The organism is Streptacidiphilus sp. ASG 303 (assembly GCF_020991365.1).
Taxonomy (GTDB): Bacteria; Actinomycetota; Actinomycetes; order Streptomycetales; family Streptomycetaceae; genus Peterkaempfera.
The window spans coordinates 103,886-122,468 of record NZ_JAJLRA010000004.1; the positions used below are offsets into that span (position 1 = coordinate 103,886).

The window sequence follows — 18,583 nt, forward strand, 5'->3', positions numbered from 1 at the left end:
CGGAAGGGGGAGGCCGGGATCGTCGGGGCCGCCGCCGGGGTAGCAGCCCTCCATGGACCACAGCCCGCAGCTGAACTGCCTGGTCACCGGCGCCACCGGCTACATCGGCGGCCGACTGGTGCCCGAACTGCTCTCCGCCGGCCACCGGGTGCGCTGCCTGGCCCGCACCCCCTCCAAGCTCCGCGACCAGCCCTGGGCCGGCCGGGCTGAGGCCGTCAGGGGCGACGTCACCGACCCGGAGTCGCTGCGCTCCGCCCTGGAGGGCATGGACGTCGCCTACTACCTCGTGCACGCCCTGGGCACCGGCAGCTCCTTCGAGGAGACCGACCGCCGAGCCGCCCGGGCCTTCGCCGACGCGGCCCGCGAGGCCGGGGTGCGGCGGATCGTCTACCTCGGCGGCCTCGCCCCGTCCGGGGTCCCCGAGGAGGAGCTCTCCCCGCACCTGCGCTCCCGCGCCGAGGTGGGCCGGATCCTGCTCGACTCCGGCGTGCCCACCGCCGTGCTGCGCGCCGCGGTGATCCTGGGCTCGGGCTCCGCCTCCTTCGAGATGCTGCGGTACCTCACCGAGCGGCTCCCCGTCATGGTCACCCCGAGCTGGGTGAACACCCGCATCCAGCCGATCGCGGTGCGCGACGTGCTGCGCCTGCTGGTGGGCGCCGCGACGCTGCCGCCGGAGGTGAACCGCACCTTCGACATCGGCGGCCCGGAGGTGCTGACGTACCGGGAGATGATGCAGCGGTACGCGGCCGCCGCGCATCTGCGCAGCCGGGTGATCCTGCCGGTGCCGGTGCTCACCCCCCGGCTGTCGAGCCACTGGGTCGGCCTGGTCACGCCCGTGCCGAACTCGATCGCCCGGCCGCTGGTGGAGTCCCTGCGCCACGAGGTGGTCTGCACCGAGCACGACATCACCCGGTACGTGCCGGACCCGCCGGGCGGCCCGGTCGGCTTCGACCGGGCGGTCGAGCTCGCGCTGAAGCGGATCCGGGAGGCCGACGTCGCCACCCGCTGGTCGTCCGCGTCGGTGCCGGGCGCCCCCAGCGACCCGCTGCCCACCGACCCGGACTGGGCCGGCGGCAGCCTCTACCGGGACGAGCGGGAGCTGCGGGTGGACGTGCCGCCCGAGGCCCTGTGGCGGGTCATCGAGGGCATCGGCGGCGAGAACGGCTGGTACTCCTTCCCGCTGGCCTGGGCCGTGCGGGGGTGGATGGACCGGCTGGTCGGCGGGGTGGGGCTGCGCCGGGGGCGCCGCGACCCGCAGCGGCTGCGGGTCGGCGACTCGCTGGACTTCTGGCGGGTGGAGGAGGTGCAGCAGGGCCGGCTGCTGCGGCTGCGGGCCGAGATGCGGCTGCCGGGGCTGGCGTGGCTGGAACTGTCGTCCGAGCCCGACGGCGAGCAGGGCTCCCGCTACCGGCAGCGGGCGCTGTTCCACCCCCACGGGCTGGCGGGGCACGCCTACTGGTGGTCGGTCGCGCCGTTCCACGCGGTGGTCTTCGGCGGGATGGCGCGCAACATCGCGGCCCGGGCCGCCGCGGGGCAGGAACCGGCGAAGGCCGGGGCTGCCGCCTGCTGACGGACCTGCCGGCACGGGATCCGCACCCGCCGGCGGGGGCGGGACCCGGCGGTCCCCCCGGGGCGGCCCGAAGGGCCGCCGCCACGCGCGTACGGCACGCCCGGCACCGTGCCGTCGCCCGGCACTGCAGCGGCGGTGCACGGCGGCGGTGCACGGCAGCGGTACGCGGCGGTTCGCGCAGGCGGTGGTCCGGGGCACCGCCTGTCCGGGCCGCCGCCGATCGGTCTGCCGCCGACCGTGCCGCCGCCGACCGGGAACACGGCGGCCCGGGCGGTCCCGCCGGTCCGGACGTGCCGCGGGGGGGGGGGGCCGCCCGGTGGGGGGGGGGCAGCCCCCCACCGCCCAACACCCCCCCCCGGGGGGGGGGGGCCCGGCACCCGGGGGGCCGGGGGGGGCCCCCGGGGCCGGCGGGCCCGGGGGGCGGGGCCCCGCGGTTGGGGGGGGCCCCGCGCCCCGCTCGCACCACCGCCCCTCCGGGGCGTGTCCGGTCAGGACCCCGGGTGCCCGTCCCTGCTCTCGTCCTCCTTGGCCTGCACCTCCGGGTCCAGCGGCGCGGCCCCGTCGAGGGCGTCGCCGCGGGCGGCCGCCTCGGCGATGTTGTCCCGCGTGGCGGCCTCCGCGGCCGCCTTTCCGGTCGGCGAGACCGCCCGGACCTGGTCGGCGGCGAGGGCCCCGTCGCCGGACACCTCCGCCTCCAGCGGGGGCTCGACCAGCCACTCGGGGCTGTTCTGCCGCCGCCACCACTTCCAGGCCGCGACGCCGCCGCCCGCCAGCAGGCCGAGGAGGAACAGCCGCCGCACGGCGCGCCCGCGCCGCTCGCGGCGGGCGTGCTTCCGGGCCAGCTTCTCGATCTCGGCGGCCGTCACCTGGCCGCGCAGTGCGGCGAGGGCCGCGGCGCCCCGGGTCTGCGCCTCGCGGGCCACCGGGGCGGCCGCGATCCTGGCCTCCCCGACGACTCCGGCGACGGCGGGCACGGCGGTCGCCCGGGCCTGGCGGCCCGCGGCCACGGCCGCGTCCCGGGCGGTGGCGGCGGTCTCCCGGGTCATCCGGCCCGCGCGCACGGCGGCGTCCTCCAGCTGCGGCGGCACCCCGGCCCGGGCCTGCTCCACGCGCGGCGCCACGTGCTGCACGTACGTGGACACCGCTGCGTCGCGGGCCTGGGCCGCGGCCTGTGCCGCCGCGGCCTCCACCTTGGGCGCGAGCGCCTCGATCCGGGGGGCCAGCCGCTGGCGGGCCTCTTCCGCGTAGTGCGCAGCGGTGTCCTTGGCGGTCGCCGCGTACGGCGCCAGGGTGTCCCGGGTCCTTCCGGCAGCATCACGCGCTGCGTCCAAGCGGGTCACGAGATCCTCCTCCTCCGTGTTCTCCACCCGGCGCCTGTCCACCAACCCCCTGGATCATGCCTGCGGCGGGCCCCTCCGCGAGCATCCCCCCGGAGGGGGCCCTCGGCATGCCGGAATGGTCCGTATGCGCCGAGTCCGGGGCGCGGCGGGTGCGGCGGGTGCGGGACGCCGGGGGCCCGGGGCCGGGCGCGCGCCACCCGGGGCCATCGGACGTGCGAGGATTCCTCTGTCAGTGACGTACGTAGGAAGGCACATCGTGGCCGAGGAACTGTTCGCCACCCTGAAGACCAACCGCGGCGACATCGTGATCAAGCTCTTCCCGAACCACGCCCCCAAGACGGTGGCGAACTTCGTCGAGCTGGCCGAGGGAACCCGCACGTGGACCGACCCGCGCACCGGGCAGGAGTCCAAGTCCCCCCTGTACGACGGCACGGTGTTCCACCGGGTCATCTCGGGCTTCATGATCCAGGGCGGTGACCCGCTGGGCACCGGCACGGGCGGCCCGGGCTACCGCTTCGCCGACGAGTTCCACCCGGAGCTCTCCTTCGACCGCCCCTACCTGCTCGCCATGGCGAACGCCGGTCCGGGCACCAACGGGTCCCAGTTCTTCGTGACGGTGGCCCCGACCACCTGGCTGACCCGCAAGCACACCATCTTCGGCGAGGTCGCGGACGAGGAGAGCCGGAAGGTCGTCGACACGATCGCCACCGTGCCGACCCGTCCGGGCGACCGCCCGCTGGAGGACGTGGTGATCGAGTCCGTGAAGATCACCCGCCGCTGAGCACGCGCTACGCGCACCGGGCCCCGGCGGGATCCCGCCGGGGCCCGGTGTCCCACGGGCGGGCCGCCCTCCGGACCGGCACCATGGAGGCGGCACCATGGAGGCGGCACCATGGAGGCGGTACCACTGAGGAGGAAGCCCGCGATGCTCCCCGACGAAGGCCGCACTCCCGAGGCCCGGCCGCAGGGCCGGCCGCCCCGCCCCGGAGTCCCGCCGCACCCGCCCGGTCCGGCCCCGCACTCCGCCGCGCCGCCCCGGCCCGCGGCGCCCCCGCAGCCTGCGGCGCCGCCCCAGACGCCGGGACTGCTCCGCTGCCACCGGCACCCGGACCACGAGACCGGGGTCACCTGCACGCGCTGCGGCCGGCCGGTCTGCCCGCTCTGCATGGTCGGGGCCTCGGTGGGCTTCCAGTGCCGGGACTGCGTGCGCGAGGGCAACCAGGGGGTGCGCGAGGCACGGACGCGCTACGGCGGGCGCCTGGCCGGGGACCCGGCGCTGGTCACCAAGGTGCTGATCGGCATCAACGTGGCCGTCTACCTGCTGGTGCAGCTGGTCGGCCCCTCCCTGCTGGAGCAGCTGGTCCTGGTCGGCAGGGACCCCGTCCGGGGCGTGGGCGTGGCCTACGGACCGGACCAGTGGTACCGGCTGGTGACCGCCGTCTTCCTGCACTGGAACTGGTGGCACATCGGGCTCAACATGCTGTCGCTATGGTGGATCGGCCCCCAGCTGGAGCAGGCCCTCGGGCGGCTGCGGTTCGTCGTGCTCTACGTGGTGTCCGGCCTGGTCGGCAGCGCCCTCTCCTTCGCGGTCGCGGGGGCCGACGGGAGTTCGCTGGGCGCGTCCGGGGCGATCTTCGGACTGCTCGGCGCCACGGTGGTGCTGCACCGGGTGAGCGGCTACTCCCTGGGCCCGATCGTGGCCCTGGTGGCGGTCAACCTGGTGCTGACGTTCTCCATGTCCGGCATCGACTGGCGCGCCCATGTGGGCGGCCTGGTCGCCGGCGCCGTGATGGGGGCGGGGATGATGCGCGGGCCCGCCTCGGGCCGCACCACGGCGCAGGCCGTCTCGGTGGCCGCGATGGTCCTGGTGGCGCTGGGACTGGTCGTGCTGGGGACGGCGCTCATCAACGGGTGAGGGTGCACAGATTCACCCTCGTTATCCACAGAACCGGCTCTACCCGCGTCCACCTGCGTGTTCATGGTCAATCGACCGGACGGGGGAAGTATGGACTGTCAAGTTATCCACAGAAAGTCAGACCTTTTCCCCATGTGGATAACGGTGTGGACAAGCCCGGGCCGCAATCCCCGGAACGCGACGGGACGCGGCCGAAAGGGCGCGCGGCGCACGCGGAACGGACACGGAACGGCGGCCGCAGGAACTGCGGCCGCCGTTCACCGGTTCACGGGGGAGAGGGGGCGTCTCACTTCCACTGGGTGGAGACGCCGAATCCCGCCGCGATGAAACCGAAGCCCACCAGGATGTTCCAATTGTGCCAGGCCTCCACGGGCCACTTCGCACTCGTCACGTAGTAGACGACGATCCAGGCCAGGCCCACCAGGAAGAGCGCCAGCATCAGCGGCGCGACCCAGCCCCGGCCGGAATCCAGCTTGACCGTCGCGGCACCTGTGGGCGGCGGGGTGTAGTCGGACTTCTTGCGGAGACGAGACTTCGGCACGAGGGACTCTCCTGTCGATGCGCTGCACGACCGCGCGGGATGCTGACGGCAGCCGGAGCTGCGGAACGCGGTCCCATGCAGTCCCGCACGCCACCGGCGTCCGTTAGCGTAGTGGCTCGCAGGGTCGGAAGGAGACAAGGGTACGGTGCCAGAATCCGGGATTCCCCCGCTCCCGTCCACCCGCCGCGGCCCCGCCGCCCGGATTGTCGGACGTGTCCTCACCTGCGCCGTCTTCGCCCTCGCCGGACTCCTCTTCTGCGTCAGCGCCCTCACCGCCCGCGGCACCAACCTGCGCACCGACGACTCCCTGCTGCGTCTCACCGACGTCATAAGGGAGAAGAGCGGCCAGAACCAGCAGACCCAGCACCAGGTCGCCGCCCTCCAGCAGCAGGTCGACGGCCTCGCCGAGCAGCAGGGCCAGGACCCGGCCGACGTCCGTCGCCTCGCCGCCCTGGAGCGAGCCGCGGGCCTCGACCCGCTGAAGGGCCCCGGCCTCGCCGTCACCCTCAACGACGCCCCGCCGGGCGCCACCGCCCGCATCCCCGGCGTCCCCGAGCCCGGCCCCAACGACCTCGTCATCCACCAGCAGGACATCCAGGCCGTCGTCAACGCCCTCTGGCGCGGCGGCGCCAAGGGCGTGCAGGTCATGGACCAGCGGCTGATCGCCACCAGCGCGGTCCGCTGCGTGGGCAACACGCTCATCCTGCAGGGCCGCGTCTACTCCCCGCCCTACGTGGTGCGCGCCGTCGGCGACACCACCGCCCTGCGGGCTGCCGTCGACGCCGACCCGTACATCAGCAACTACCTCCAGTACGTCAACGCCTACGGCCTCGGCTGGAAGGTCGACCAGAACCGGTCCATGACCCTCCCCGGCTACAACGGCACCGTCGACCTCAGGTACGCCCGCGCCGTCCCGTAGCCGGCCCCGGTCCGGCCCCGGTCCGGGCCCCGCAGGCGCCCCCGCGGGCTCCCCGCCGGGCCGGTCCCGGACACCCGGCCCCGTGGGCCCACTCCGCCCCCGGGCCGCCGCTCCTGCCCGTAGGCTTGCCCCCAGGGAGCGGGAAGGAGCGCCATGTACGGCTGGATCTGGCGGCGGCTGCCGGGCAACGTCCCGGTCAGGGCGCTTCTCGCGGCACTCATGCTGCTCGGCGTCGTCTACCTCCTCTTCCAGTACGTCTTCCCCTGGGCGGAACCGCTGCTCCCCTTCGGCGACGTCACCGTGAACGACGGCGGCTCCTCCGCCGTACAACCCGGTGGCAGCCCCAGCCCCGCCCCGCGCGGCGGCGGGACGGACCTCAACGGCGCGGCCGCCCCCTCGGCCGTCACCGGAACCGTCCCCCACCGCGTCCCGACCCCCGGAGCAGCACAGGCATGACCGCGCGGATCCTCGTCGTCGACAACTACGACAGCTTCGTCTTCAACCTGGTCCAGTACCTCTACCAGCTCGGCGCCACCTGCGAGGTGGTCCGCAACGACGAGGTGACGGTCGACCACGCAGTCCCCCGCGACGGCGACCGGGGCTTCGACGGCGTGCTGCTCTCCCCGGGGCCCGGCACGCCCGAGGAGGCCGGCGTCTGCATCGACATGGTGCACCACTGCGCCGCCGCCGGCCTGCCCGTCTTCGGCGTCTGCCTCGGCCTGCAGTCCATCGCGGTCGCCTACGGCGCCGTCGTCGGCCGCGCGCCCGAGCTGCTGCACGGCAAGACCTCGCAGGTGCTGCACGAGGGCGCCGGGGTCTTCGCCGGGCTGCCCTCGCCGTTCACCGCCACCCGCTACCACTCGCTCGCCGTCGAGCAGGACACCGTGCCCGACGTGCTGGAGCCCACCTCCTGGACGGAGAGCGGCGTCATCATGGGCCTGCGCCACCGCGACGCCCCGGTGGAGGGCGTCCAGTTCCACCCGGAGTCGGTGCTCACCGAGCACGGGCACCGCATGCTCGCCAACTGGCTGGCGCAGTGCGGCGACGCGGAGGCGGTCGCCCGCTCCGCCGGGCTGGCGCCGGTGATCGGCCGGGGCTGACCGACATGACCGCGGTCCGGCCGGAGCGCCGGGAGGCCCACCAGGGGCCCGGGGAGGCGCCGCCCCGGGAGGGGACGCGCGCGGACGACACCGTCCGCCTGCGCACCCTCCCCGAGCCTCCCGGGGGCGCACCGGCCCGACCCGACGACACCGTGCAGCTGCGGCTGCCCGCCGCCGCGCCGACCGGCCCCCACCGGGCCGACGCGCCCCGTGCCGACGCGCCCCGTGCCGACGCACCCCGGGCCGACGCACCCCGGGCCGACGCGTCGCAGCCCGGTGCGCCGCGGACCGGTCCTCTGCCGGAGGGCGGGCCCGACGACACCCTGCAGCTGCGGCTGCCCCCGGTCCCGCCGTCCCCCGGTCCGTCCGCCGCCCCGCCCACGGGCGGCCGCGCCGAGCGCCGCCGGGCGGCCCGGGCGCAGTCCCGCGGCCGGGGCGGCCGGGCCGCAGCCCCGCCCACGGGCGGACCCGCCGCGGGCGGGGCCGGGCGCCGACCGGGCGCCGCCCGGGGCCGCGAACCGCTGGGCGTCAAGGTCGTCCGCGCCGTCGGCGAGCTCTGCGTCACCCTCGGCGTCCTGCTGCTGCTCTTCGTCTCGTACCAGCTGTGGTGGACCAACGTCCGCGCCCACGAGGCCGCGAACGGCGCCGCCGACAGCCTGGAGAAGCAGTGGGCGGCCGGCCCGCCCGGCGGCTCCCGGGACCCCGACGACCCGCGCGACCCGGGCGCCTTCGCCCCGGGTCAGGGCTTCGCCATCCTCTGGATCCCCAAGCTCGACGTGAAGGCCCCCATCGCCGAGGGCACCGACAAGCACGCGGTCCTCGACAAGGGCATGGTCGGGCACTACACGGGGGCGCTGAAGTCCGCGATGCCGTGGGCGAAGGCCGGCAACTTCGCGCTCGCCGCCCACCGCAACACCCACGGCGAACCGTTCCGCTACATCAACCGCCTGGCCGTCGGCGACAAGGTCGTGGTCGAGACCGCCCGCACCTACTACGTCTACGCGATCACCAGCGCCCTGCCGCAGACCCCGCCCTCCAACGTCAGCGTCATCCAGCCGGTTCCGGTCGGCTCCGGATTCACCCGTCCGGGGAGGTACATCACGCTGACGACCTGCACACCCGAGTTCACGTCCACCTACCGCCTGATCGTCTGGGGCAAGATGGTCGAGGAGCGGCCGAGAAGCAAGGGCAAGCCTGACGCCCTGGTGGGCTCGTAGCTCCCGGACGCGCGGAGGGGCAGTGGCGGGACGGCGGCAGGGGTACGCGCAGGAGCGCGGGCGGCGGGGCGGGCGGCAGGGGGACCGGGGCGGACCCGGCCGCGGCGGCCGGGTCGCGTCGGCGGTGTCGGTCCTCGGCGAACTCCTCATCACCTTCGGCGTGCTGCTCGGCCTCTTCGTGGCGTACTCGCTGTGGTGGACCAACGTCCTGGCGGACCGTCAGGCCGACTCCCTGGCGCACCGCCTGCGCGACCAGTGGACCCACCGGCCCGCCACCGGCGACACCGCCCCCCGCCACCCGCGCTCCTTCGCCGTCGGCGACCCGGTGGGCTTCCTGCACGTCCCCGCGCTGGGCGCGGACTCCACCGTGCTGATCCGGATGGGCACCGGGACCGAGATCCTGAACCAGGGCGTGGCCGGCGTGTACCGCAGGCCCTACGCCGCGGCGATGCCGTGGGAGCGGACCGGCAACTTCGCGCTCGCCGCCCACCGCGACGGCCACGGCGCCAAGTTCCACAACCTCGACCGGCTGCACAAGGGCGACCCGGTGGTCGTGGAGACCTCCGACACCTGGTACGTCTACCGCGTCGACGCGGTCCTGCCGCAGACCTCCAAGGAGGACACCGGCGTGATCGCACCCGTGCCGAAGGAGTCCGGCTTCACCCGGCCCGGCCGGTACATCACGCTCACCACCTGCACGCCGGTCTACACCTCGCGCTACCGCATGGCCGTCTGGGGGAGCCTGGTGCGCACCGTGCCCGTCGACGCCCGGCGCACCCCGCCCGCCGAGCTGCGCTGAGCGGCCGTCAGCCTCTCGCGATCGGCGCGCGGGCGCGGACACACGCCCCCCGCGGGCGACCGTGCGCTGCGCCGGAGACGTGACCCGGAGCCCGGAACGACCGTTGGGGAGTTCGAGAAGTACCCCACAGTCGAAGACAGGGATGACCCCGGCGGTGCGCCAACACCCCGGGGCCCGGCACCAGGAGAAACACCTCCGATGCACCTCCACTTTATCCGGCCTGCCCGCTATCTTCAGGCCCCCCACGACATCGTCCGGCACCCGCGCCTCAACGGGACGGCCACCAAGCTGCTCCTGATGGCCCTCTCGCTGCCCCCGGGCACCCGCGAGACCTTCCAGACCCTCGCCTCCCGCATCCCCGAGGGCCGCAGCGCCGTCGCCACCGCGCGCCGCCAGCTCATCGACGAGGGCTTCCTCCACGTCCGCCGCCGCCAGGACCCTCGCACCGGCACCTGGGCCACCGACACCCTCGTCTCCAGCGTGCCCCTGCACGAACCCGGCGCCATCGCCGCCGCCTGGGCCGCCGCCGACGGCACCGGGGACGGCGGTGGGGACGGCTCCGGCGGCGGCAGCGGTGCGCCCGGCCCCGGGTCGCCCGGAGCCGGCCGGGTGGGCGGCGGTCCCGCCGGGAGGGCGGCGCGTGCGGCCCGCCCGGCGTCCCCGACCCGCCGGATCCCGGCAGTCGGGTCGGCGGCGGGCCGGGCGGTCGGCACTTCCCCCAAGGGGGACCACACCGGAGATGGGAAGAAGACCCTCCCTCCCCGACCGCCGGCCGCGCCGCCGGCCACGACCGCGCCGGCCGTGGTGCCACCGGCGGGCGCGGCGGCCCCTCCGGAGTCCGCCGGTACGGCCATCAGCCCGGTCGCCGCTCCGGAGGCCGCCACCGATGCGGGCGCCACCGACGCGGACGCTCCCGACGTCCCCGGCGTCGCCCTCGCGACCGGCACCGGCCCGGAGGAGGTCCCGCCCGCCGCCAGGGCCGCCCGGATGCTGCTCCGGGCCGTCGAGGACGAACCCCGCCTGCGCCTCGGCGTCGCGGAGGTCCTGCGGCTGGCACCGCTGGCCGCCCTGTGGCTGGAGCGCGGCGCCACCCTCGGCGACCTGCGCCTGGCACTGCTGCCCGGCCTGCCCGCCGTGGTCCACTCCGCCGCCGCCCTGGTGAGGTCCCGGCTGGAGCGCAAACTGCCCCCGCCGCCGGTGGACGCCCCGCCACCGCCCGTCCGCCACGAGTGCGCCGAGTGCGGCGTTCCCGTCCCCCGCCCCGGCCTCTGCCGCCCCTGCGCCGCACCCCCGCACGCCGCGCCCGCCGTTGCGCCCGGCCCGGACCGGCCCGCCGCCCAGATCGCCGCCGAGGGCGCCGCCCGCGTCCGCAGCCTGCTCGCCCCCGCCGGCGGCAACCGGCTCCGCCGCACCCGCTTCGTCCTGGCCTACCGCTGACCGCCGGACACCGGCCGAACCCCGGCCCGACCACCGACCCGGACCACCTCGAGGGGGACCGATGCACCCGCGACCCGTCAACCGGCAAGCCGTGATCCTGGAGTCGCGCACCATGCGCGACAGCCTCACCGGATGGACCCAAGCCCTCGACCGGGTCAAGGCCCTCCGTCTCCTGCCCGACGGCGTCCACCTCACGACCCGCCTCGTCGCCGACTACTTCGAGGTGGGCGAGGAGGCGGTGAAGAGCATCGTGAAGCGTCACCGCGAGGAGCTGCGCAGCAACGGCTACCAGATGCTGCAAGGCGTTGAGCTGCGCCGATACCTAGGGTCCACGACGGACCTTAGCTCCGTGCCGGGACGCGGTCTCGCCCTCTTCCCCCGCCGGGCCGTGCTCAACGTCGCGATGCTGCTGCGGGACAGCGAGGTCGCCCGTCAGGTGCGGACCCACCTGCTGGACCTCGCCGAGCCCGCCCGGCCCTCGTCGGCGCTGGACGCGTACGTCGCGGAGGCCGCCCGCCGGGCCGCCGAGCAGGCCGCCGAGCAGGTCGTGGAACGGCACCTGCGGTCCCACGCCCGGATCATCGGTGCGATGAGCTGCCGCATCGCCCGCATGGACAGCGCCCTGCGGGAGGTCCGCAGCCGCCTGGACACCCTGTGCACGCTCTGGTCCCGTAGGTCCACGCCGGACCGGTGCGCCCGCTGCCGCCGCCACCGCTGAGCGGCGGCGGACCCGAGGGAACGCCGCGGGGGCTGTGGACGAGTCGTCCACAGCCCCCGCGTCAGACGCGCGCAGGTCCGGATCAGCCGCCGCCGCCGGTGTTGCCCCCGAGGATCCCGCCGATGCCGCCGGGGTTGCCGCCGCCACCGCCGTTGTTGCCGCCCTGGTTGCTCGGCTGGACCGTCAGCACGATCTCCTGGTTCTTGGGGATCTGGGTGCCGACGGGGACGCTCTGGTTCGTCACGATGCCGTTGCGATCACCGGGACCGTCGACGTGGTAGTTCGTCAGCCCGGCCGCCTCCAGGGCCTGGATCGCCTGGCCCAGGGTGCCGTTGGTGACCGGGGGCATCGCCACCGTGGCCGGGGCCTTCGCCACGTCCAGGGTGACCACGGAGTTCTTGGGGACCGAGCCGGCGCCGGGGTTCTGGTTCAGCACCGTGCCCGCGGGCTTGTCCGCCGACTCGACGTCGTTGCGCTTGACCTGGACGCCCATCCCCTGCAGCGCCGCTGCGGCCTGGTCGAAGGGCTGGCCGATGACCGAGGGGATGGTCACCTGCTCCGGCGCCTTGCCGACGACGATGTCGACCTTGGAGTTCTTCTGAGCCTTCCTGCCCGGGCCCGGCTGCTGCTTGAGGACGGTGCCCTGCTCGCTCTGCTTGTCGGTCTCCTGCTGGTCCACGTTGCCGATCTGGAAGCCCTCGTCCTGGAGCTTCTGCTGCGCCTGCTCCTGGGTGAGGCCGCCGAGGTCCGGGACCTCGCCCTGCTCGGGCCCGGTGGAGACGTGGACGGTGATGCTGCCGTTCTTGGCGAGCGCGGTGCCGACCGCCTGGTCCTGCGTGCAGATCTTGCCCTTGGGGGCGATGTCCTCGGCGCAGGGCACCTTCTCGCCCTGGGTGATCGTGAACCCGTTGCCGTCGTTCCGCAGCGTGTTCTCGGCCTCGGCGACCGACTGGCCGATCAGGCTGGGCACCTTGGGGTCCGCCTTCTTCCCGCCGCTGTCGCCGAAGAGCGCCTGGGCGATGAAGAACGAGCCCACCAGGACGAGCACCGCCGCGATGGCGAGCACGATCCACGAGGTGTTGTTCTTCTGCTGCTGCCCGCGGCGGGCACCGGCCCGGCCGCCGTAGCCGCCGTCGTCCCCGGGGCCGCCCGGGCCGCCGACCGGCGGGAGCACCGTGGTGCCGGCCATGCTGCCGTTCTGCTGGGGGAGGGCCGCGGTGGCCTGGCCGCCGTACTGGTCGCCGCCGTAGCCGCCGTCGTACCCGCCCATGCCGAACGCGGCGACCTGCTGGGCCGCCGCGACGGGCAGGCCGTCGAGGAAGCGCTCGATGTCGTCGCGCATCTCGTCGGCGCTCTGGTAGCGGTAGTCGCGGTCCTTGGCGAGGGCCTTCAGCACGATGGCGTCGACCTCGGGCCGCACCTCCGGGTCGAAGGCCGAGGGGGGCTGCGGCTCCTCCCGCACGTGCTGGTACGCCACGGCGACCGGCGAGTCGCCCACGAAGGGCGGCCGCAGCGCCAGCAGCTCGTAGATCAGGCAGCCCGTGGAGTACAGGTCGGAGCGTGCGTCGACCTGCTCGCCCTTGGCCTGCTCGGGCGAGAGGTACTGGGCCGTGCCGATGACCGCCGCGGTCTGGGTCATGGTCATGCCCTGGTCGCCCATGGCGCGGGCGATGCCGAAGTCCATGACCTTGACGGTGCCGTTGCGCGTCAGCATGACGTTCGCCGGCTTGATGTCGCGGTGGACGATCCCGTTGCGGTGCGAGTACTCCAGCGCCTGGAGGATGCCGATGGTCATCTCCAGGGCGCGCTCCGGCAGCAGCCGGCGCCCGGAGTGCAGCAGCTCGCGCAGGGTCGAGCCGTCGACGTACTCCATGACGATGTACGGGATGGAGATCCCGTCGAGGTAGTCCTCGCCGGTGTCGTACACGGCGACGATCGACGGGTGGTTCAGGGACGCTGCCGACTGGGCCTCGCGGCGGAACCGGGCCTGGAACGACGGGTCACGGGCCATGTCGGCCCGCAGCGTCTTCACGGCGACGGTGCGGCCGAGCCGGATGTCGTGGCCGAGGTAGACCTCGGCCATGCCGCCGCGACCCAGCACGGCGCCCAGCTCGTACCGGCCGCCGAGGCGACGCGGCTCTTCCATAGCTCCCAGCCCTCTCCCTCACCGGTGCATGAGGATGTGACGTTGGGCCCCGCGGCCCGGCTCCCCGCGCCCGTAGGGCACGGAACCGGCCCGCAGACAGACCGCTGCTTGCGGATACGCTACCGGTCCCGGCAGCGCAAGCCCGCCTCCAGCACCACCCGATACCAGACCGGTATCAGCCGTCCACCGGGTGTCCCCATCCCCCGGGAACGGCGATCCCCGCAGGTCGGCCCGGGGACACTGCGGTCCGGCGGGGCGGCCTGCGGGGGCCGGGTGAGGAATGGGTCACTTGCCGAGGACGGCCTCCATGACGGCCTTCGCCACCGGCGCCGCGAGCTTGCCGCCGGCGATGCCGGCGCGGTTGTCGCCCTCGCTGCTCTCCACGACCACGGCGACGGCGACCTTGGGGGTGTCGCCGCTCTTGGCGTAGGAGATGAACCAGGCGTAGGGGAGGTCCTTGTTGTTCTCTCCGTGCTGGGCCGTACCGGTCTTGCCGCCGACCGTGACGCCGGGGATCTGCGCGGCCCTGCCGGTGCCGCCCGGGCTCTCCACCACGCCCTGCATCAGCGTCTGGAGCTTCTGGGCCGTCTCCGGGCTGAAGGCGCGGCTCATCTCCTTCGGCTTGGTCTGGGAGATGGTGGTCAGGTCGGGGGCCTGCTCCTTGTCGACCATGTACGGCTGCATGAGCGAGCCGTTGTTGGCGACGGCGGAGGCGACCATGGCCATCTGGAGCGGGGTGACGCGGGTGTTGTGCTGGCCGATGGCGTCCAGCGCGGTGCCGGGGCGGTCGGAGTCGCGGGGGAAGACGCTCTCGGCGGCGCGGACGGGGGTGTCGACCTTGGGGTTGTTGAAGCCCAGCTTCTCGGCCTGCGCGGCGAGCTTGTCCTTGCCCACCTCGTCGCCGATCTTGGCGAAGACGGTGTTGCAGGAGTACTCCATCGCGACCAGCACGGTCGCGTTGGTGCACGGCTCGAACTTGGACTCGTTCGGGAGCACCTGCTGCGTGTTGGGCAGGAGGTAGCGGGCCGGGGTGTTCGTCCGGTCGTCCGGGTTGTTGTAGACGTGGTTCTCGAACATCGCCGCGGCGGTCACGATCTTGAAGGTCGAGCCGGGCGGGTAGGTCTCCCGGAGCGCCCGGTTGAGCATGGGCTTGTCCGGGTCGTCCAGGTACTTGGTGTACGCCGAGGTGTCCTGGCCCGAGAACTTGCCCGGGTCGTAGGACGGCGTGCTCACCAGGGCCAGGACGGCGCCGGTGGTCGGGTCCAGGGCGACCGCGGCGCCCTTCTTCCCCTTGAGCGCCTCGTACGCCGCCTTCTGCGCCTTCTGGTCGATCGTGGTGACGACGCTGCCGCCCTGCTTGGGCTTGCCCGTCAGCATGTCCAGCGTGTTGCGGAAGAAGAGCCGGTCGTCGTTGCCGGAGAGGAAGTCGTCCTCCAGTGACTCGATCTGGCTGTTGCCGACCGTCTGCGAGGAGTAGCCGGTGACCGGCGCGTACATCTCGCCGTCCGTCCAGTCCTGCTTGTACTTGAAGCGCAGGCCGTTGACGAAGGTCGACTTGGTCATCGGCCGGCCGTTGGCCAGGAAGATGTTCCCCCGAGGGTGCGCGTATCGGTCGAACACCACGCGCTTGTTGTTCTTGTCGTTGGCGAGCGCCGTCGCCTTGACGCCCTGCAGCCAGTTGGCGCGGGCCATCAGGGCCAGGACGAGCAGCATGCAGAAGACGGACACCCGCCGGATGGGCTTGTTCATGCGATGGGTCCCCTCCTCGCAACGTGGGTCATGGTCTCAGGTCCGCACTATCTGGGTGGCTTCGGCGTCCGGGTTCGGTGCCGGCTCGGGGGCGGGCCGCCGGGCAGTGTCGCTGATCTTGAGCAGTACCGCCACCAGCGCCCAGTTCGCGACCACCGACGAGCCGCCCTGCGCCATGAACGGCATGGTCATGCCGGTGAGCGGGATCAGGCCGGTGACGCCGCCGGCGACCACGAAGACCTGGATCGCGAAGGCGGACGAGAGGCCCACCGCCAGCAGCTTGCCGAACGGGTCGCGGGCGGCGACCGCGGTGCGCAGACCGCGCTGCACCAGCAGCCCGTACAGCAGGAAGATCGCCATGATGCCCGCCAGGCCGAGCTCCTCACCGAACGAGCCGAGGATGAAGTCGCTCTTCGCGGCGAACTTGATCAGCCAGGAGCGGCCCTCCCCCAGGCCGGTGCCCATGACGCCGCCGGAGCCGAAGGCGAAGAGCGACTGGCCGATCTGCTCGGTGGCGCCGTCGGGAGGGTGGGGCGAGAAGGCCGCCATCGGGTCCAGCCACGCGTTGACGCGGGTCTGGACGTGGCTCTCGAAGCTCGCGACGAAGACCGCGCCGGCCGCCGACATCAGCAGGCCGAAGACGATCCAGCTGGTGCGCTCGGTGGCGACGTAGAGCATCACCACGAAGAGGCCGAAGAAGAGCAGCGAGCTGCCGAGGTCGGTCTCGAAGACGAGGATCAGGATGGAGATGACCCAGACCACGATGATCGGGCCGAGGTCGCGCCCGCGCGGCAGGTACAGGCCCATGAAGCGGCGGCTGGCCAGGGCCAGCGCGTCCCGCTTCACCATCAGGTAGCCGGCGAAGAAGACGGTCAGGATGATCTTCGCGAACTCGCCGGGCTGGAGGGAGAAGCTGCCGACGTGGATCCAGATCTTGGCGCCGAAGTCCTCCTTCCGCTCCGGGAAGAAGGCCGGGGCCGCGAGCAGGACCAGCGCCACCATCATCGAGATGTAGGTATAGCGCTGGAGGATGCGGTGGTCCTTGAGCAGCACCAGCACGCCGAGGAAGAGCCCGATGCCCAGGCCCGACCACATGAGCTGGTTGGCTGCGGCGGGGTAGTTGCTGTCCAGCAGCGGGCCGGCCTTGTCCAGCCGCCAGATCATCACCAGGCCCATGCCGTTGAGCAGGGTGGCGATGGGCAGCATCAGCGGGTCCGCGTACGGGGCGAAGCGCCGCATCGTGAGGTGCGCCACCAGGGCCAGGCCGCCCATGCCCAGGCCGTAGCCGAGCATGCCGCCCGGCAGGGAGCCGTCCATGGCGAGCCCGACGTTCGCGTACGCGAACATCGGGATCACCACCGCGAAGGCGAGCATGACCAGCTCGGTGTTGCGGCGGTTGGGGGCACCCTGCGGGGTGATCGTCGTCGTGTTGGTGGTCCTGTTGGTCAATCCGAAACTGCTCACGGCGCGGGCCGCTCCCCTACGACTACTGCGTGCACGACTTCGCCAGTTCCTGCTCCGACGCGGTCAGGACGGGCCTGCCGTTTCCGGCACCGCCTCCCGCCGACTGCCCCGGGACGGGCTGCGGACTCCTGCCCGCGGAGGGCGCACCGCTCGCGGTGCCCGGCTTCGGCGTCGCACTGGCGGCCGCCTTCTCCACATACGCGGCGCGGGCCGCGACGGTTCCGCTCGGCCCGGGGCTCGGGCGGTTGGCGGTGCGGTGGGACGGCGCGGGGGTCGGCGTCGGGGTGGCCGCGGCGGGCGGCACCGCGCCCTGGGCGACCTTCCGGCAGACGCTCGCCTGGTCGCCGAGCTTCTGCACCCGGCTCATGGCGGCGGAGACGTCGTCCACCGCGATCGTGTTCTGCACCTGGTCCTGCTGGAGCTGGGACAGGTACTTGAGTTCGATCGACGGGTAGTCCTTGTAGACCGAGGAGAGGCCGATGCCCGCGAGGTTCTGGTTGAGGCCGCGGAAGACCGCCACGTGGTCGCCCTCGGCGCCCACGTAGTACTGCTTCTGCGTCCAGCGCCACCCGTAGTAGGCGCCGCCGCCCACCAGGCCGAGCGCGACGGCCAGCACCAGGGAGCGCCGGAACCAGCGGGCGCCCCTGCCGCGCCGGCGGCGGTCCGGCTTCTCCAGGTCGTAGCCGCCGTCGTAGTCCTCGTAGCCCTCCGCCGGGCCGAACTCGCCGAAGTCCTGCCCGTCCCCGCCGCCCGGCTGCGGCGCGGGGCGGCCGAGGCCGGCCGCCCGGCTCGCCGGGGTGTTCAGGTGCGCGGTCATGGTCGGCGGCCCGTCGGCGACCGCGCCGACGACCACCGGGGTGTCGCTGACCTGCCCGGCCATGGTGTCGGTGTCGCCCACGTCCAGGACGTCGGCCACGATGCAGGTGATGTTGTCGGGGCCGCCGCCGCGCAGCGCGAGCTGGATCAGCTCCTGCACGGTCTGCTGCGGCGAGTAGAAGCTCCCGAGGGTCTCCTCCAGCGTCTGGTGGCTGACCACGCCGGAGAGGCCGTCGGAGCAGATCAGGTACCGGTCGCCCGCCCGCACCTCGCGGATCGACAGGTCGGGCTCGGCCTGGCCGCGGCCGTCGAGGGCGCGCATCAGCAGGGAGCGCTGCGGATGGGTGCCCGCCTCCTCCTCGGTGATCCGGCCCTCGTCGATGAGCCGCTGCACCCAGGTGTGGTCCTGGGTGATCTGGCTGAGGGAGCCGTCCCGCAGCAGGTAGGCGCGGGAGTCGCCGATGTGGACCATGCCCATCCGCTGGCCGGTCCAGAGCATGGCGGTGAGGGTGCAGCCCATCCCCTCCAGCTGGGGGTCCTCCTCGACCATCGTCCGCAGCCGGTCGTTGGCCTGCTGGACGGAGTCGCCGAGGAGGGAGAGCAGGTCGGCGCCGGGGATGTCGTCGTCGAGCGGGACGAGGGTGGCGAGAACCTCGGCGGAGGCGACCTCGCCGGCGGCCTGGCCGCCCATGCCGTCGGCCACGGCCAGCAGCCGGGGACCGGCGTACCCGGAGTCCTCGTTGTGCTCCCGGATCATCCCGGTGTGCGATCCGGCGGCGAAGCGCAGCACGAGGGTCATGCGGCGTGCGCCTCCCCTCGAGCTGCCTCGTCACTCGCGGTGGACGTGGTCCG

At 73.9% G+C, this 18,583-nt stretch carries 16 protein-coding genes; 10 read left to right on the forward strand and 6 right to left on the reverse strand.

All coding sequences use genetic code 11. The annotated features are described in order from the left end of the window. The first annotated feature begins 52 nt into the window (after positions 1–52). Complete coding sequence (locus LO771_RS07280) at positions 53–1,570, forward strand: SDR family oxidoreductase (protein ID WP_230649151.1); 1,518 nt, start codon at positions 53–55, stop codon at positions 1,568–1,570. A gap of 488 nt (positions 1,571–2,058) precedes the next feature. Here LO771_RS07280 and LO771_RS07285 read toward each other — a convergent pair whose 3' ends face one another. Next, positions 2,059–2,910 carry a DUF5324 family protein gene (locus LO771_RS07285; protein WP_230649152.1) on the reverse strand — a complete coding sequence of 284 codons (852 nt, stop codon included), beginning with the start codon at positions 2,908–2,910 and terminating at the stop codon, positions 2,059–2,061. Between the two features lie 256 nt (positions 2,911–3,166). Here LO771_RS07285 and LO771_RS07290 point away from each other — a divergent pair, with 256 nt between their 5' ends. Both LO771_RS07290 and LO771_RS07295 read left to right on the forward strand, forming a co-directional pair. Then, entirely contained in the window at positions 3,167–3,691 is a 525-nt protein-coding gene (locus LO771_RS07290; RefSeq protein ID WP_230649153.1) for a peptidylprolyl isomerase, read from the forward strand. A 144-nt stretch (positions 3,692–3,835) separates the two neighbouring features. Further along, the gene (locus LO771_RS07295) at positions 3,836–4,825 is read left to right on the forward strand and encodes a rhomboid family intramembrane serine protease (RefSeq protein ID WP_230649154.1); all 990 of its coding nucleotides are present in this window, start codon (positions 3,836–3,838) and stop codon (positions 4,823–4,825) included. A gap of 286 nt (positions 4,826–5,111) precedes the next feature. Here LO771_RS07295 and crgA read toward each other — a convergent pair whose 3' ends face one another. After that, a complete protein-coding gene (gene crgA, locus LO771_RS07300; protein ID WP_230649155.1) occupies positions 5,112–5,366 on the reverse strand; it encodes a cell division protein CrgA in 255 nt (84 codons plus the stop codon). A 160-nt stretch (positions 5,367–5,526) separates the two neighbouring features. On the opposite strand from crgA, the gene LO771_RS07305 reads away from it, so the two are divergent. From LO771_RS07305 to LO771_RS07335, 7 genes are all read left to right on the forward strand, one after another. Next, positions 5,527–6,285 carry a DUF881 domain-containing protein gene (locus LO771_RS07305; RefSeq protein ID WP_230649474.1) on the forward strand — a complete coding sequence of 253 codons (759 nt, stop codon included), beginning with the start codon at positions 5,527–5,529 and terminating at the stop codon, positions 6,283–6,285. Positions 6,286–6,438: 153 nt separating this feature from the next. After that, complete coding sequence (locus LO771_RS07310; protein ID WP_230649551.1) at positions 6,439–6,741, forward strand: hypothetical protein; 303 nt, start codon at positions 6,439–6,441, stop codon at positions 6,739–6,741. Continuing rightward, a complete protein-coding gene (locus tag LO771_RS07315) occupies positions 6,738–7,385 on the forward strand; it encodes an aminodeoxychorismate/anthranilate synthase component II (RefSeq protein WP_230649156.1) in 648 nt (215 codons plus the stop codon). The genes LO771_RS07310 and LO771_RS07315 overlap by 4 nt, the downstream gene beginning before the upstream one ends. Positions 7,386–7,390: 5 nt before the next feature. Next, positions 7,391–8,602 carry a class E sortase gene (locus LO771_RS07320; protein ID WP_230649157.1) on the forward strand — a complete coding sequence of 404 codons (1,212 nt, stop codon included), beginning with the start codon at positions 7,391–7,393 and terminating at the stop codon, positions 8,600–8,602. A gap of 22 nt (positions 8,603–8,624) precedes the next feature. Beyond that, positions 8,625–9,401: a class E sortase gene (locus tag LO771_RS07325; RefSeq protein ID WP_374228091.1), complete on the forward strand. Its 777-nt coding sequence runs from the start codon at positions 8,625–8,627 to the stop codon at positions 9,399–9,401. Between the two features lie 198 nt (positions 9,402–9,599). After that, positions 9,600–10,838: a helix-turn-helix domain-containing protein gene (locus LO771_RS07330; protein ID WP_230649158.1), complete on the forward strand. Its 1,239-nt coding sequence runs from the start codon at positions 9,600–9,602 to the stop codon at positions 10,836–10,838. A 61-nt stretch (positions 10,839–10,899) separates the two neighbouring features. Then, entirely contained in the window at positions 10,900–11,556 is a 657-nt protein-coding gene (locus tag LO771_RS07335; protein ID WP_230649159.1) for a hypothetical protein, read from the forward strand. Between the two features lie 82 nt (positions 11,557–11,638). Here LO771_RS07335 and pknB read toward each other — a convergent pair whose 3' ends face one another. The 4 genes from pknB to LO771_RS07355 all read right to left on the reverse strand — a co-directional run bounded on the left by pknB (position 11,639) and on the right by LO771_RS07355 (position 18,530). Next, the gene (pknB, locus tag LO771_RS07340) at positions 11,639–13,702 is read right to left on the reverse strand and encodes a Stk1 family PASTA domain-containing Ser/Thr kinase (RefSeq protein WP_230649160.1); all 2,064 of its coding nucleotides are present in this window, start codon (positions 13,700–13,702) and stop codon (positions 11,639–11,641) included. 285 nt (positions 13,703–13,987) lie between these two features. Beyond that, the gene (locus tag LO771_RS07345) at positions 13,988–15,451 is read right to left on the reverse strand and encodes a penicillin-binding protein 2 (RefSeq protein WP_230649161.1); all 1,464 of its coding nucleotides are present in this window, start codon (positions 15,449–15,451) and stop codon (positions 13,988–13,990) included. Positions 15,452–15,487: 36 nt separating this feature from the next. Continuing rightward, a complete protein-coding gene (locus LO771_RS07350; protein ID WP_230649162.1) occupies positions 15,488–16,915 on the reverse strand; it encodes an FtsW/RodA/SpoVE family cell cycle protein in 1,428 nt (475 codons plus the stop codon). Positions 16,916–16,937: 22 nt separating this feature from the next. Continuing rightward, the gene (locus LO771_RS07355; RefSeq protein ID WP_230649163.1) at positions 16,938–18,530 is read right to left on the reverse strand and encodes a PP2C family serine/threonine-protein phosphatase; all 1,593 of its coding nucleotides are present in this window, start codon (positions 18,528–18,530) and stop codon (positions 16,938–16,940) included. Positions 18,531–18,583: the final 53 nt, after the last annotated feature.

What these genes read in the sequence shown, in the direction of transcription:
- LO771_RS07280 (WP_230649151.1), top strand. Translation starts at nt 53, where the DNA reads ATGGACCACAGCCCGCAGCTGAACTGCCTGGTCACCGGCGCCACCGGC.
- LO771_RS07295 (WP_230649154.1), top strand. Translation starts at nt 3,836, where the DNA reads ATGCTCCCCGACGAAGGCCGCACTCCCGAGGCCCGGCCGCAGGGCCGG.
- LO771_RS07310 (WP_230649551.1), top strand. Translation starts at nt 6,439, where the DNA reads ATGTACGGCTGGATCTGGCGGCGGCTGCCGGGCAACGTCCCGGTCAGG.
- LO771_RS07315 (WP_230649156.1), top strand. Translation starts at nt 6,738, where the DNA reads ATGACCGCGCGGATCCTCGTCGTCGACAACTACGACAGCTTCGTCTTC.
- LO771_RS07320 (WP_230649157.1), top strand. Translation starts at nt 7,391, where the DNA reads ATGACCGCGGTCCGGCCGGAGCGCCGGGAGGCCCACCAGGGGCCCGGG.
- LO771_RS07330 (WP_230649158.1), top strand. Translation starts at nt 9,600, where the DNA reads ATGCACCTCCACTTTATCCGGCCTGCCCGCTATCTTCAGGCCCCCCAC.
- LO771_RS07335 (WP_230649159.1), top strand. Translation starts at nt 10,900, where the DNA reads ATGCACCCGCGACCCGTCAACCGGCAAGCCGTGATCCTGGAGTCGCGC.
- pknB (WP_230649160.1), bottom strand. Translation starts at nt 13,702, where the DNA reads ATGGAAGAGCCGCGTCGCCTCGGCGGCCGGTACGAGCTGGGCGCCGTG.
- LO771_RS07345 (WP_230649161.1), bottom strand. Translation starts at nt 15,451, where the DNA reads ATGAACAAGCCCATCCGGCGGGTGTCCGTCTTCTGCATGCTGCTCGTC.
- LO771_RS07355 (WP_230649163.1), bottom strand. Translation starts at nt 18,530, where the DNA reads ATGACCCTCGTGCTGCGCTTCGCCGCCGGATCGCACACCGGGATGATC.